General features: G+C 36.5%; 14 protein-coding genes. 9 read left to right on the forward strand and 5 right to left on the reverse strand.

Translation table 11 applies throughout. From position 1 onward, the window contains the following. The first annotated feature begins 14 nt into the window (after positions 1-14). On the forward strand, positions 15-1,781 hold the full coding sequence (gene recQ / locus MKX53_RS00800; protein ID WP_340908355.1) for a DNA helicase RecQ: 1,767 nt from the start codon (positions 15-17) through the stop codon (positions 1,779-1,781). On the opposite strand, the gene MKX53_RS00805 is transcribed toward recQ, so the two are convergent. After that, entirely contained in the window at positions 1,766-1,987 is a 222-nt protein-coding gene (locus MKX53_RS00805; RefSeq protein ID WP_093536598.1) for a DUF2187 family protein, read from the reverse strand. The two genes, recQ and MKX53_RS00805, sit on opposite strands and share 16 nt — an antisense overlap. Before the next feature lie 202 nt (positions 1,988-2,189). On the opposite strand from MKX53_RS00805, the gene MKX53_RS00810 reads away from it, so the two are divergent. Beyond that, positions 2,190-2,489, forward strand: coding sequence for a cupin domain-containing protein (locus tag MKX53_RS00810; RefSeq protein ID WP_093536596.1), 300 nt, complete (start codon positions 2,190-2,192; stop codon positions 2,487-2,489). 13 nt (positions 2,490-2,502) lie between these two features. Then, positions 2,503-3,942, forward strand: coding sequence for a DEAD/DEAH box helicase (locus tag MKX53_RS00815; RefSeq protein WP_093536594.1), 1,440 nt, complete (start codon positions 2,503-2,505; stop codon positions 3,940-3,942). 238 nt (positions 3,943-4,180) lie between these two features. Here the strand turns inward: MKX53_RS00815 and MKX53_RS00820 are convergent, their stop codons facing one another. Then, a complete protein-coding gene (locus MKX53_RS00820) occupies positions 4,181-4,621 on the reverse strand; it encodes an NUDIX hydrolase (protein ID WP_340767919.1) in 441 nt (146 codons plus the stop codon). Between the two features lie 136 nt (positions 4,622-4,757). On the opposite strand from MKX53_RS00820, the gene MKX53_RS00825 reads away from it, so the two are divergent. The 4 genes from MKX53_RS00825 to MKX53_RS00840 all read left to right on the forward strand — a co-directional run bounded on the left by MKX53_RS00825 (position 4,758) and on the right by MKX53_RS00840 (position 7,492). Next, positions 4,758-5,837: an AI-2E family transporter gene (locus MKX53_RS00825; RefSeq protein ID WP_093536590.1), complete on the forward strand. Its 1,080-nt coding sequence runs from the start codon at positions 4,758-4,760 to the stop codon at positions 5,835-5,837. 13 nt (positions 5,838-5,850) lie between these two features. Further along, on the forward strand, positions 5,851-6,315 hold the full coding sequence (locus MKX53_RS00830; RefSeq protein ID WP_340761140.1) for a PH domain-containing protein: 465 nt from the start codon (positions 5,851-5,853) through the stop codon (positions 6,313-6,315). A 92-nt stretch (positions 6,316-6,407) separates the two neighbouring features. Then, positions 6,408-6,794, forward strand: coding sequence for a DnaJ family domain-containing protein (locus MKX53_RS00835; RefSeq protein WP_340908358.1), 387 nt, complete (start codon positions 6,408-6,410; stop codon positions 6,792-6,794). A 158-nt stretch (positions 6,795-6,952) separates the two neighbouring features. Beyond that, the gene (locus tag MKX53_RS00840) at positions 6,953-7,492 is read left to right on the forward strand and encodes a biotin transporter BioY (RefSeq protein WP_093536584.1); all 540 of its coding nucleotides are present in this window, start codon (positions 6,953-6,955) and stop codon (positions 7,490-7,492) included. A gap of 69 nt (positions 7,493-7,561) precedes the next feature. Here the strand turns inward: MKX53_RS00840 and MKX53_RS00845 are convergent, their stop codons facing one another. The 3 genes from MKX53_RS00845 to MKX53_RS00855 all read right to left on the reverse strand — a co-directional run bounded on the left by MKX53_RS00845 (position 7,562) and on the right by MKX53_RS00855 (position 8,848). Then, positions 7,562-7,771 (reverse strand): hypothetical protein, encoded by a 210-nt coding sequence (locus MKX53_RS00845; RefSeq protein ID WP_093536582.1) that lies wholly within the window; start codon positions 7,769-7,771, stop codon positions 7,562-7,564. Further along, positions 7,764-8,075: a DUF3243 domain-containing protein gene (locus MKX53_RS00850; RefSeq protein WP_093536580.1), complete on the reverse strand. Its 312-nt coding sequence runs from the start codon at positions 8,073-8,075 to the stop codon at positions 7,764-7,766. Before MKX53_RS00850 ends, MKX53_RS00845 begins: the two co-directional genes overlap by 8 nt. Positions 8,076-8,155: 80 nt before the next feature. After that, positions 8,156-8,848, reverse strand: coding sequence for a hypothetical protein (locus MKX53_RS00855; protein WP_245762662.1), 693 nt, complete (start codon positions 8,846-8,848; stop codon positions 8,156-8,158). A 426-nt stretch (positions 8,849-9,274) separates the two neighbouring features. Between MKX53_RS00855 and MKX53_RS00860 the strand changes: the two genes are divergently transcribed. Together MKX53_RS00860 and MKX53_RS00865 are read left to right on the forward strand one after the other, a co-directional pair. Continuing rightward, positions 9,275-10,471 (forward strand): NAD(P)-dependent malic enzyme, encoded by a 1,197-nt coding sequence (locus MKX53_RS00860; protein ID WP_340908362.1) that lies wholly within the window; start codon positions 9,275-9,277, stop codon positions 10,469-10,471. Positions 10,472-10,673: 202 nt separating this feature from the next. Continuing rightward, positions 10,674-12,830, forward strand: a complete 2,157-nt coding sequence (locus tag MKX53_RS00865) for a YhgE/Pip domain-containing protein (protein ID WP_340908365.1) — start codon at positions 10,674-10,676, stop codon at positions 12,828-12,830. Positions 12,831-12,836 lie beyond the last annotated feature (6 nt).

Raw genomic sequence — 12,836 nt, forward strand, 5'->3', positions numbered from 1 at the left:
TTGGAGTGACCTAAGTGTTAGATAAAGCGCGGCAATTATTACAAACTTACTTTGGATATGATTCCTTTCGTGAGGGACAAGAAACAGTTATTAACTATGTACTAGATGAGAACTCTAGCCTTTGTGTAATGCCTACAGGGGGAGGGAAGTCTCTATGTTACCAAATCCCCGCACTTATGCTAGAAGGCACTACGATTGTCATCTCTCCTCTAATCTCCCTTATGAAAGACCAGGTGGATACTTTAATTCAGGCTGGGATCCCTGCAACCTTCATAAACAGTACATTAACTGCAGAAGAAGTGAGACAAACAATGGAGGAAGTACAAAATGGCCAATATCGGTTACTTTATATAGCTCCAGAGCGTTTAGAATCTCCCAACTTTTTAAACCAATTAAAAAAAGTTAAAGTTCCTTTAATAGCAGTGGATGAAGCACATTGTATTTCTCAATGGGGTCATGATTTCCGTCCAAGTTACCGGGCTATTCATCGATTAAAGGAAGTATTTACAGAGCAGCCAACAGTACTTGCCCTAACAGCTACCGCAACGCCAGCCGTACGAGATGATATTTGCCGATTGTTACAAATTCAAGAAGATAATACAGTTATTACGGGATTTGCACGATCAAATTTAGCTTTTTCGGTCGTACTTGGACAGGATAAAAATAAGTTTTTGAAAGAATTTATTAAAAAAAATGCCAGCGAAGTAGGCATTATCTATGCTGCAACTAGAAAAACAGTGGATTTGTTATATGATCTATTAAATAAGGCGGGAATTGAGACGGCAAAGTATCATGCCGGGCTGCCAGAGAGTTTTCGAAACAGTGAACAAGAACGTTTCTTAACAGATGAAGCGCAAGTAATGGTTGCAACCAATGCATTTGGTATGGGTATTGATAAATCCAATGTACGCTACGTAATTCATTATCAGTTGCCAAAGAATATGGAAAGCTATTATCAGGAAGCTGGAAGAGCAGGGCGAGATGGCTTACCAAGTGAATGTGTAGTTTTGTATGCATCACAAGATGTTCAAACGCAACGATTCTTAATAGATCAAGCAATGGACCGTGATCGAATTCCTCAGGAACTAGAAAAACTGCAGGGAATGGTGGATTACTGTCACACAGAAAACTGTTTGCAACAATTTATAGTTACTTATTTTGGAGAGTCAGATGCTCCTAAATGTGGCAGATGTGGAAATTGCACAGATTCAAGAGAAGTACAAGATGTAACAAAAGAGGTTCAAATGGTTCTTTCATGTGTGGTTAGAATGGGGCAAAGATTTGGGAAGACGATGACTGCTCAAGTATTGACTGGTTCTGAGAACAAAAAAGTAATCGATTTTGGTTTTACGAAGTTATCAACTTATGGAATATTAAAGGGTAAATCATTAAAGGAAGTTTCTGGACTAATGGAGTTTATGATTGCAGAAGGGTTTCTTTCAGTGAAGCACGGTAGTTTGCCAACCATTTATGTATCTGATGCCGGAAAAGAAGTATTGTTGGGGAATAAAAGAGTGGAACGTAAAGGTGTAACGGTGACGAAACAAATTGCGAAGAGTGATCCATTGTTCGAAAGACTAAGAATACTTCGGAAAAAAATTGCGGACGAAGCTGGTGTACCACCATTTGTTATTTTTTCTGATAAGACTCTGCAGCATATGTGTGCAGAGCGCCCGCAAACCGAAGAACAGTTATTAGAAATTCACGGAATCGGTGAAAACAAACGAGAAAAATATGGACAAGTTTTTCTCGAGGAAATTCACAATTATACTATCGTGTAGTTTTTATGAGATACTACTGTAAGATTAGAAGGTACATTAATCTTTTTGGCATCTTCAGTAGAGATTTCGACAATTACTGATTGCTCTAGAATTTTAAAAATAGTACCTTGAACTTCGTGATCATTACGAGTGAAAGAGATCTTCTCATCAATTTTCCTAGCTGCCACAAAGGGGGAAACTTCCTTAGGTTGTCGTTGAAAACTCATGTGTATGCCTCTTTTCTAGTTTTATTCCGCATTAGCGATAGTTTAATTATACCATAGATTAGGGTTGAAAATCTGTAAAAGAGATTATTAAAACTCGAATACGAGGGAATGACGTCGAATATTTTTGATATATTGGAGAAACTAAGTATATGATAGGGTTAACAGATTTGTTTGGAACCAATATGAATGGGAGGAACGTCAGATGAATTTAATCGGAACACCTTATGTATTGGACGAAAAAGAGAAGCAAATTACGACCGTTCTTAAAGAAGAAGATTTTGATATCATGAATATTCAATTGCGTGCTGGGGAAGAAGTAAAAGAACATCATGCTGATGCAAATGTATTGATTGTTGTTAGAAAAGGGAAAGTACAGTTTACGGTAGAAGGTGTGGAGCATACTGTAACGACTGGGACCATCTTGCATATGAAACCATTGGAAAAGCATGCCCTAAAAGCATTAGAAGATTCGGATATAGTTGTAACTAAAATAAGTTTGTAAGAGGAGATTATGCATAGTGCATTTTAAAGAGTTTAAGTTAGATGAGAAAATTTTACGTGCCATTGAACAATTAGGCTACACAGAGCCAACAGAAGTGCAACAGAAGGTAATACCAGTAGTTTTGGAAAAACAGGACGTCTTAGTGAAATCTAAAACGGGCAGTGGAAAAACAGCTTCTTTTGCTACACCATTATGTGAGCTTGTAGACTGGGAGGAAAACAAACCTCAAGCATTAGTGCTAACACCTACAAGAGAGCTTGCTGTTCAGGTTCAAGAGGATATTACCAATATTGGCCGTTATAAACGTATAAAAGGGTTAGCTCTTTACGGAAAGTCACCTTTTGCTAGACAAAAGTTAGCTTTAAAGCAAAAAACGCATGTAATTGTAGGTACTCCAGGTAGAGTACTAGACCATATCGAAAAAGGAACGTTAGATGTATCTAAGATGGAATATCTAGTTATTGATGAAGCAGATGAAATGCTGAATATGGGCTTTTTAGAACAAGTAGAATCTATTATTAAATTACTTCCAAAAGCTCGTACAACAATGCTATTTTCAGCAACTCTTTCTGACCAAATAAAAAAATTAAGTACAAAGTATATGAAACAAGCAGTATCCATTGAAATTGATGCATCGGAAGAAAATGCTCCAGACATTGAACATGTGAAGTATGTTGTAGTTGAGGAGTTAAAGCTTTCATTACTAGAGAAGCTAACAATTGTGGAGAACCCAGACAGTTGTATTATCTTCTGTCGTACAAAAGAACGCGTAGAACAACTAGTAGATGTGTTAGATGAAAAAGGATATACCGCTGACAAAATACATGGTGGGATGATGCAAGAGGATCGCTTCGAGGTAATGGATGATTTCCGAAAAGGGGAATTCCGTTATCTAATTGCTACGGATGTGGCCGCTCGTGGGATTGATATTGATGATATTACTCATGTAATTCATTATGATGTTCCATTAGAGGAAGAAAGCTATGTACATCGTACTGGTAGAACAGGCCGCGCAGGGCGAAGTGGTAAATCGATAATGTTAGCAACTCCTTTTGAAGATAAGTTTGTAAGAGGAATCGAATCATTTATCGGCTTCGAAATTTCCACAGCATCAGAACCTACTAAAGAAGAGATAGTAAAAAGTCGTGCTGCATTTGATGTGAAAATGCAGGAGCAACCCGAGGCTAAAAAATCTAAGGGTGAGCAACTAAACGCCAATATTACTAAACTATACTTCAATGGTGGTAAGAAAAAGAAAATCCGTGCCGTCGATTTTGTTGGAACCATTGCAAAAATTGAAGGAATTACTGCAGATGATATTGGAATTATTACGATTCAAGACACAGTATCCTATGTAGAAATTTTAAACGGTAAAGGCTCGCTTGTATTGAAAAATATGAGAAATACAACAGTCAAAGGTAAATTACTAAAAGTGCATATTGCCAACAAATAAAGAAGAGGCTTTCCAATGGGAAGCCTCTTTTATTGCATTCCACTATCATTCGAAAAAATTATCCCATTTGCACGTAAAAGGTAGTAATGCGAAAGTAAATATAGACTTAAAAGTAACATCCCTAAGACCGTTAGTATTCTACAAACAGAAGCTAGTAAACTATACATGAGCGCAAGTAAAATCCAAATTGTAGCTTATTACTTTGACACAAGGAACTACCGGAACTTCCCTATAAGTACTAAAGTAAAGCATCCTCAATAAACTTTCGATAACTCTCCATAATTCCATTAGGCAATTGTGTAGGAGGATAAAACTGAAGACTAATGGATTCAACTTCATCTGCTAAAACTTCTCCGCTATATTCTGATGTTTTGAAAACTGCAGAAACGGAGTAAAATTTATCGCCGTTCGGGTTTTCAATATAATAGTCTGGGCCAGAATATACATTACAGAGTTGTAGTTTCCCTACAAGTAGAGCAGTTTCTTCCAGTACTTCACGTCTGGCTGTATCCTCAAAACTTTCACCGAGTTCCATTAGACCTCCAGGTAGACCGTAAATACCTGGTTCACGTTCTTGCAGTAATATCTCACCTTTATCGTTCAATATAAGTACATTAGAGCCAGGTAATATTAGAGGTTGATGTCCTACATATTGTCTTAGCTGTTTGTAGTATTCCATGTTAAATCATCCTTCCGATAATAATTGTAAAAGTGTATCTTAAATAATGGTACGATATGTATTAATAATTGAAACTTTCAATTAGGAAAAAACGTAAAACATAGTACTTATTAATAATAGAGGAAGTGAGCATCACATGACAAAGAAACTGTGGTTTCAAACAGGAGTAGCAATACTACTGACGCTAGTTATTATACGCATGTTCATGGAAGTCAAAAGTATTTTTTCACCGCTTTTGATCATTGGACAAACAATATTCTTACCATTACTTTTAGGTGGTGTTCTTTTTTATCTGTCACGTCCATTATTAAAATGGTTAGAATCAGTTAAATTCCCGAGATGGGCAAGTATTCTATCGGTATTTGCTGTTATTGGCTTAATAGGCTGGCTTTTTTATGCACTAATCGGTCCGCCACTCACGGAGCAGGTGAACAAATTAGTTAAAAACACTCCAGAAATAGTAGAAGACGTGGAGCAGTTTACAAAATATGCGCTATCTCAAAAAGATCTTTTACCAGAGACACTACAAGATACAGTGGATGATGCAACAGGGAAGATTAACGATATAGCTGTTTCAGCTGGTTCGTTGCTTTTCAAATTCATTCAAGGTGTGTTCCAAGGTATCTTTGTACTTGTACTTGTGCCGTTTTTCCTTGTCTATATGTTAAAAGACCATGAAAAGTTTGCACCCTTCGTTTCTAGTTTTGCTAAAGGGGAGAAAAAGACCTGGATTCGTAAGACTTTAGCAGATATTGATGATACATTGCGCTCATATATTCAAGGTCAATTATTTGTCAGTTTTTTAGTTGGATTGATGTTGCTGATTGGCTATTTTGCTATTGGATTAGAATATGCCTTATTACTAGCAATATTTGGAATGATGATGAATGTTATCCCGTTTTTAGGGCCCTATATTTCGGTGATACCAGCGATAATCATTGCCCTTACTCAAGAACCAAAGTTGGCAATTTATGTAGCAATTATTATGTTAGTGGCACAACAGATTGAAAGTAATTTCATCACACCGAATGTTATGGGGAAATCCTTAGATATTCATCCATTGACGGTCATTACAGTTATTTTGGCAGCGGGGAATATCGCAGGGTTATGGGGAATTATATTAGCTATTCCTACCTATGCAGTGATAAAGGTTATTTTAAAAAATATCTATGCTAACCGAGTGGGGATAAAGGATGCTGCTACAAAGTCAGTGTAGGAGGTAGAATTGGATGAAATTCCGTTCGAAAATGGATAGGACGTTTAAGATGATGATGTCGGTTGCGCTAGTTATTATTGCGTTAGCGATAATGTGGCCAGTAGCATACGAATTGTTCTATACAAATTCACCTGATTATTTGGCTATTTGGATTATGATTGCTTTATTTTTAGTATGTACCGGTTTTCTCATATGGATTTCTTTTGACATTCATTACATATTTTACGATGACTATTTATATGTCAAAGGAGGTCCTTTTCGAAGTAAAATAAAGTATAAGGATATGACGAAGGTAAATAAATCATCGAATATATTAGTGGGCTATCGTATTCTTTCTTCCAAGGATGCACTGGAAATTCATTATAAAAACTCGTTAATGGGGAGTATAATAATTTCTCCAGACAATCAGGAACAGTTTTTACAATTATTATTACAAAAGGCGCCACATGCTACCTCTAATGTAATACCTCACGTATAGCTAGCATTGGGGGCAGTAGATGATCGCTCTTGCATAGAATATTATTAATGGCATTCCAAGATGAAATCAATCATTCAGGGAAGAGGTGCATTATGGATAATGATAGCTTCAATAAGCCAAGTAATGACTTGATAGGGGATATTCTTAAAGAGTATTCGAAGACAGGTGGCATGGACAACTTAAAGGGCGCGGGGAAGCCAATATCGGAGGAATACTTAACCGGTGATATCTTTCAACACTTCCAAAAAATTGCGAAGGATGCTGGATATAAACCACACTGGTTAAAGCTTCAGCATGAGATAAGGAACGAACTGCATGATATTGCGAAAAATTATTTAAATGGTGAAAAAGAAGGACTACAATTTAGGGTAACAAAGGTAAACGATAAAATAATGCAGTACAATAAAGCATGTCCACCACCTATGCAAAAAGGATTGGTGAGATTAGAAACAATAGATTCCACCGCTAGCAGATGGTAATAATAACTAAGCCACAATCCTCTGGATTGCGGCTTTTTTGAGCGTTAACGTACTTCTTAAATAATTGTATTGACGGAAGTTCTATTTCTTATTAAAATATAAATGAGTTAACCTCTAACTTAAATTAAGTTAACTCATTTATTAAGGGGGAAACTTTTATGAGAAATGAACGTTTAAAAATGATGATTGTAGCCGCATTGTTTGCAGCTATCATAGCAGTTGCTGCACAAATCATGATTAATGTTCCACCTGTACCATTTACATTAATGACAATTGCGGTAATGCTAACAGCAACTATATTAGGAGCTAAGTATGGAACTCTTGCAGTAACGGTATATGTATTAATGGGGGTAATTGGAATTCCAGTATTTGCTGGGATGAAAGGTGGATTTGGTATTGTACTTGGACCGACAGGTGGATACCTGTTAGCAATAATACCTGCTGCGCTATTTGTCGGGTGGTATTTGGATACTTTTAAGTATTCGAGGATGCAAGCAATTATCGCAAATATCATAGCCGTATTTATCATACTAATACTTGGTTCTATTTGGTTGAAAATAGTAGCTGAACTTCCTTGGGATGCAGCGTTTAAAGGGGGAATGCTACCATTTATCCTTCCCGACCTTGCAAAAGCAGTTGTTGCTGCACTAATAGGCATTATTATTCGGACAAGACTGGTAGCGGCAAAACTAATATAAGCTTCTGTGTAAAGTCATTGTATAAAAAAAGCACTTGCTCCTAGTGGGATAGTGGAGCAAGTGTTTTTCTTATTTGGGGTATCGTTCTGAACTAAGTGAACGATTTTTTGTGTGGTTGTGGTCTTTTTCATCTAGAAATTCAATATTTATGTCCTCGACAGGAAGGGCATCTACAGTTTGCATGTCTTCGTGCATATCAAATAGGCTTTCCTTAGTGGTACGTACTCCATCGGGATTGTCAAGGATCCTTCCAGTTGCTTCCTTACGAATATCAGCCATTTTTAACCATGTTTAAAAGCATATGACTAAGGGCTTGTTGCTGCTCTTTGTCTCCACTTTTCCACAATTGTTGAAGAACATGTTCTTCTCGGTTGCGTGGTTCTTCGTGGTTGGCTAAATAACCAGCAACTTTTTCAGTAGCTTTAGCTAATGTTTCATCACTAAGTCCCATTTTTTCACCGGCTGCAACTTTTCCAGATAAATACGATTTAAAGTTAGAAAAATTTTGTAGAATTTGTTCTTTTTCTTCTTGACCAATACTATCAAGCTTAGCATCGACACGCTCATCTATATTGTTTCCCAATCTTCCTCACTCCTTTTTTATTGAACTCTACTTAGGTATGTCCAAAGAGTGTGCAATCATGCATGAGTAATCTAATAATTTTATTTTGATTGTGGACAAAAGCCACATTTTTGCAATCCCGGTATATCCTTTGAAAAGCAGCAAGTGGTTCTAACTGTTGTATTTAATAGTTCTGCGGGTTGTTGATCTTTCAAATAAAGTCGGAAATATTCTTTCGTACTAAATGACTCCCAAATGGAAGAATCCTTTAACAGATACCAATCATTTCTGGCTTTCTCTTCCAACGCGGGATTTTCAAAAAAGGTATAGTAATGCCATAGTAAGTAACCAAACACATTTTCCCAAAGAACTAATGGAGATATACTACATTTTGAGCGGAGTTGTTTGATTATAGAAAAACATTGTTGTTCCCATATAAGTTGAACATCCAATTTGCGATTTTCTTGTACGTCTCGAAAATATTCTGGAGGGATAAATGTACTGATTGTTTTATTCCCATATTCTGTTGTACTAAAAAACTGGAGCTGTTCTATAGGTCCATCCCAAATTTCATCATACATAGTCATCATATAAAACTGCATGGAGATGAACATTCCGACCCTTCTCATAAAGAAAGAAGCTGCAATGGGTTCATTAGGTGAAGAAGAGATTAGCTTAATAATAGGGAGTGCATTAGCGATATCATTCCCTTTGAATAATATTGTTCCGTTAGGTTGGATAAATACACTATAGTTATTTAATTGTTGGATTTGGTCACTCGATAAGTTTGTCATATATGTAGTATACATTTTTTTATAGAAACAGTTGACTTTTTAATTGAAAATGATTATCATTACCATATAGAAAGTTTCTCCTAGTTGAGAAGTTTAAAAACAGCGACTTTTCTCCAAATTGTAGCTGGTGATAGGCACACCTTAACCCCCTCAAAGTTGAGATAGTGCATAAATACGTCGGTAGCCTTTAATAGGTTACCGATTTTTTTATTGGAGCAAAAGAATTAATTCGACCTCCAAAATAATTTAACTTTATTTTCCAGTAAAATATAAACATAGGAAGTTATTTGTGAAGAACTTCACTAATCATTAACTGTTGACATCCACTTTAATACTATCTATAATTCTCAGAATATAAAGATTATTTAGATAAAACTTAATAATCCTTATCAATTGGGAAAATACTAAAGGATGGTGGATGTGTCGATGGATTTAAGAACAAGAGCATTACGATTGCATCGTGAAAGTAAGGGAAAGATGGAAGTTGTCTTTAAGGTTCCCATGAACAGCATGGAGGATTTAAGTTTAGCCTACTCACCAGGTGTTGCAGAACCGTGTATTGAAATCCACAACAATCCATCCACTATTTATGACTATACTGCTAAAGGAAACTTGGTTGCAGTAGTGACAGATGGTACTGCAGTATTAGGACTCGGTGACATTGGACCAGGAGCTGCCTTGCCTGTTATGGAAGGAAAAGCAATTTTACTAAAAAGGTTTGCTGGTGTAGATGCCTTCCCGATTTGTTTGGACACAAAAAACGTGGATGAAATAGTCCAAATTGTTAAGGCGTTAAGTCCAACTTTTGGTGCTATAAATTTAGAGGATATTTCGGCTCCACGTTGTTTTGAAATTGAAGATAGACTTCGCATGGAATTAGATATTCCTGTTTTCCATGATGACCAACACGGTACTGCAATTGTAGTAGGTGCGGGACTTCAAAATGCGATGAGACTAGTAAACAAAACAAGTAATAATGTTAAAGTTGTGATTAATGGAGCTGGCGCTGCTGGCATGGCAATTTTAAAAGTACTTCTCCAGTTGGGATATACTAATATCATTATGTGTGATTCAACGGGGATTATTTATGAAGGCCGAGAACAAGGGATGAATCCTATTAAACAATCGATTGCAAGTTTAACAAACCCACTTGGTTTAACAGGTTCTTTAAAAGATGCGATGGAATCATCAGATATATTTATCGGTGTTTCTGTAGCTAATTTACTGACAAAAGACTTAGTTCTCTCGATGAACACGGATTCCATTATTTTTGCACTAGCTAATCCTAATCCTGAAATTTCATATGAGATTGCAAAGGAGTGGGGAGTTAGAGTAGTAGCAACAGGCCGATCAGATTATCCAAACCAAGTAAATAATGTATTGGCTTTTCCTGGAATTTTCAGAGGCGCTTTAGATGTTAGAGCCACCGATATTAATGAGGATATGAAGTTGGCTGCCGTTGAGGCAATTGCTTCATTAGTAAATGACAATGAGCTTAAAGATGACTATATAATTCCAAGAGCTTTGGATGAAAGGGTTGTTCAGGTTGTGGCTTCAGCAGTAAGTAAGGCTGCAATTTCTTCGGGAGTGTCCACACTTTATGAGCCAGTACTTAAAAGTTAGTAAGTAATGGAAGGATATAGGGAAATATATCTTATTTAACGACTTAATGTAGTAATTAAGTCGTTTTTTGTCGTATATTTCATAGTTCAAATTACTATTCTAGAAAAATAATGAAATTTCCAAATATTTAAAATATAATAGATGTAGAAGGAAAATGAATGGTCATTCATTTTATTCTAAAAAAGGGTAAAGGGGATAGAGTATGGGAGCGTTCAAAATGCTAGGTCTGGAGTTAGCTAGGCTTACAGAGAAGAAAGGGGTGTTGTTTTCTGTATTAGGAGTATTACTAGTACCAATTGTTTATGTAGCAATCTTACTTTCAGCAACATGGAGTCCTTACGATAATCTAGATAATCTACCTGTGGCATTTGTGAACAAAGACTTAGGTGCAAACTCCGGGGGATCAGCCATTAATATTGGACAGGACTTAGTAGAAGAATTACAACAAAATCCTGCCTTAGGTTGGGAATTTGTCTCACAAGAAGAAGCAAACAAGGGGTTAAAGAGTCAGAAGTACTATATGGTAGTAGAGATTCCTGAGGACTTCTCTCAAAAAGCATCCTCTGTACTTGATGCAAATCCAGTAGTGCCAGAATTACGTTATATTCAAAATGAAGGCCTAAATTTCATGGCTTCTCAAGTAACAAAAAGTGCTACAGAAAAACTAAGAGAACAACTAGGCAATAAAATAACAGCAACCTATACTCAAACATTATTTTCTAGACTTGGAGATATTTCAAATGGCTTCGCTTCTGGTGCAGATGGATCCAATAAGCTTTTTGAAGGAACTACAACATTGAGTGATGGAACAAGCCAGTTACTACAATCTTTAAATGATAAGTCTGGTGATATTCAAAAGTTAGCAACTGGTGCTGCAACAGCGGAAAGTGGCGCAGGTCAACTTCTTAGTTCCGTAAAAAACGGAGAAGGTGATATTAAGAAGCTAGCGGCAGGTTCTAAAGAAGTGGTACAAGGTATTAATAGTCTTAAGGCTGGTTCCGAACAAGTACTAAATGGACTGAAATCGGCTAAAGCAGGTAGCGCTAGTTTAACTACCGGATTAGAAAAACAGTTACAACCAGGAAGTCAGCAATTAGCAAGTGGTTTAGGAAAAGTGACAGAAGCTACGAAAACGCTTACAGGAGGGTCGCAAGGATTAACAGAGGGATTAAAGGCATATTTAGGGAAGCATCCTGAACTTGCACAAGATATTGAATTTATGACTCTTGTTGGTACGAGTGATGCGGTATCTAAAGGTTTAACGCAATTTAGTCAACAAGTTCAACCTTTAAAAACAGGAGCAGATGCTTTAGTTGCAGGTGCTTCGCAACTGACAGCAGGTTCTAAACAGCTAGATGCAGGACTTAACCAATTAGTAAGTGGTCAAACAACAGCTACAGCTGGTATTGATCGTTTAAAAAGTGGTGCTACCCAAGTTGCGAATGGTAATGCAACAGTTTCTGCTTCTTGGACGAAAGTTGGTAATGCCGTTTCTGGACTTAAAGATGGACTAACTCAAATAAGTTCTGGAAACCAAACAGTGGCTGTTGGTTGGGAAACAATGACTTTAGGAGTTACTTCACTAAATGATGGTGCAACACAACTTAAGTCTGGTAGCCAAGAGCTTTCTACTGGATTAGCTGGTGGTGCTAGTGAGGTTAGTGGTATTCAAGTGAGTGATGCTAACATAGCGATGTTTGCAAATCCCGTAACTTTAACTGGAGAAAAGGTTAATAATTATAAATTCTATCGTGATTCTACAGCTCCTTATATTATGTCTTTAGCATTGTTTGTAGGTATCTTATTATTATCTTTTGTAGTTGAATTTAAACGACCAGTTACTACTCCAGGATCTGTGATTAGTTGGTATGCTAGTAAATTGATGCAGCTTTCTTTGTTTGCAATAGCACAAGCATTAATCGTGTCACTATTTACGTTAGTATTTATTAAACTACAAGTGGATAGTATTCCTTTGTTTATATTGTTCACTATTTTTGTTAGTTTAACATTTATGTCCATCGTATTTTTCCTAGTAACATTGGGAGGGAATATTGGTCGCTTTGTAGCACTTGCTTTTATTGTTTTGCAACTATCTACTACAGGATCGAATTTACCAATTCCGATGTTACCAGAAAATTTACAAGCATTAAGTAAATATCTACCGTTAACATACTCTAATGCAGGGTTTAAATCGATTATTTCTTTAGGAGATACAGGTTTCATGATTATGAATATGTGGTTCCTTCTAATTTGTTTAATCGTAAGCCTAATATTAACTTTTGTAGTCTTTGCTTTCAATTTTAAACGCGTTTCTACAAGCAATCATGAAAATGATGGATTAACTGGTGCAAACGTGTAATTGCAT

This window comes from Psychrobacillus sp. FSL K6-4615, from assembly GCF_038008225.1.
Taxonomy (GTDB): Bacteria; Bacillota; Bacilli; order Bacillales_A; family Planococcaceae; genus Psychrobacillus; species Psychrobacillus psychrotolerans.

Bases quoted from the DNA above. Each gene is read 5' to 3' on its own strand.
- MKX53_RS00805 (WP_093536598.1), bottom strand. From the start codon at position 1,987: ATGAGTTTTCAACGACAACCTAAGGAAGTTTCCCCCTTTGTGGCAGCT.
- MKX53_RS00810 (WP_093536596.1), top strand. From the start codon at position 2,190: ATGAATTTAATCGGAACACCTTATGTATTGGACGAAAAAGAGAAGCAA.
- MKX53_RS00820 (WP_340767919.1), bottom strand. From the start codon at position 4,621: ATGGAATACTACAAACAGCTAAGACAATATGTAGGACATCAACCTCTA.
- MKX53_RS00825 (WP_093536590.1), top strand. From the start codon at position 4,758: ATGACAAAGAAACTGTGGTTTCAAACAGGAGTAGCAATACTACTGACG.
- MKX53_RS00830 (WP_340761140.1), top strand. From the start codon at position 5,851: ATGAAATTCCGTTCGAAAATGGATAGGACGTTTAAGATGATGATGTCG.
- MKX53_RS00835 (WP_340908358.1), top strand. From the start codon at position 6,408: ATGGATAATGATAGCTTCAATAAGCCAAGTAATGACTTGATAGGGGAT.
- MKX53_RS00840 (WP_093536584.1), top strand. From the start codon at position 6,953: ATGAGAAATGAACGTTTAAAAATGATGATTGTAGCCGCATTGTTTGCA.
- MKX53_RS00845 (WP_093536582.1), bottom strand. From the start codon at position 7,771: ATGGCTGATATTCGTAAGGAAGCAACTGGAAGGATCCTTGACAATCCC.
- MKX53_RS00855 (WP_245762662.1), bottom strand. From the start codon at position 8,848: ATGACAAACTTATCGAGTGACCAAATCCAACAATTAAATAACTATAGT.
- MKX53_RS00860 (WP_340908362.1), top strand. From the start codon at position 9,275: ATGGATTTAAGAACAAGAGCATTACGATTGCATCGTGAAAGTAAGGGA.
- MKX53_RS00865 (WP_340908365.1), top strand. From the start codon at position 10,674: ATGGGAGCGTTCAAAATGCTAGGTCTGGAGTTAGCTAGGCTTACAGAG.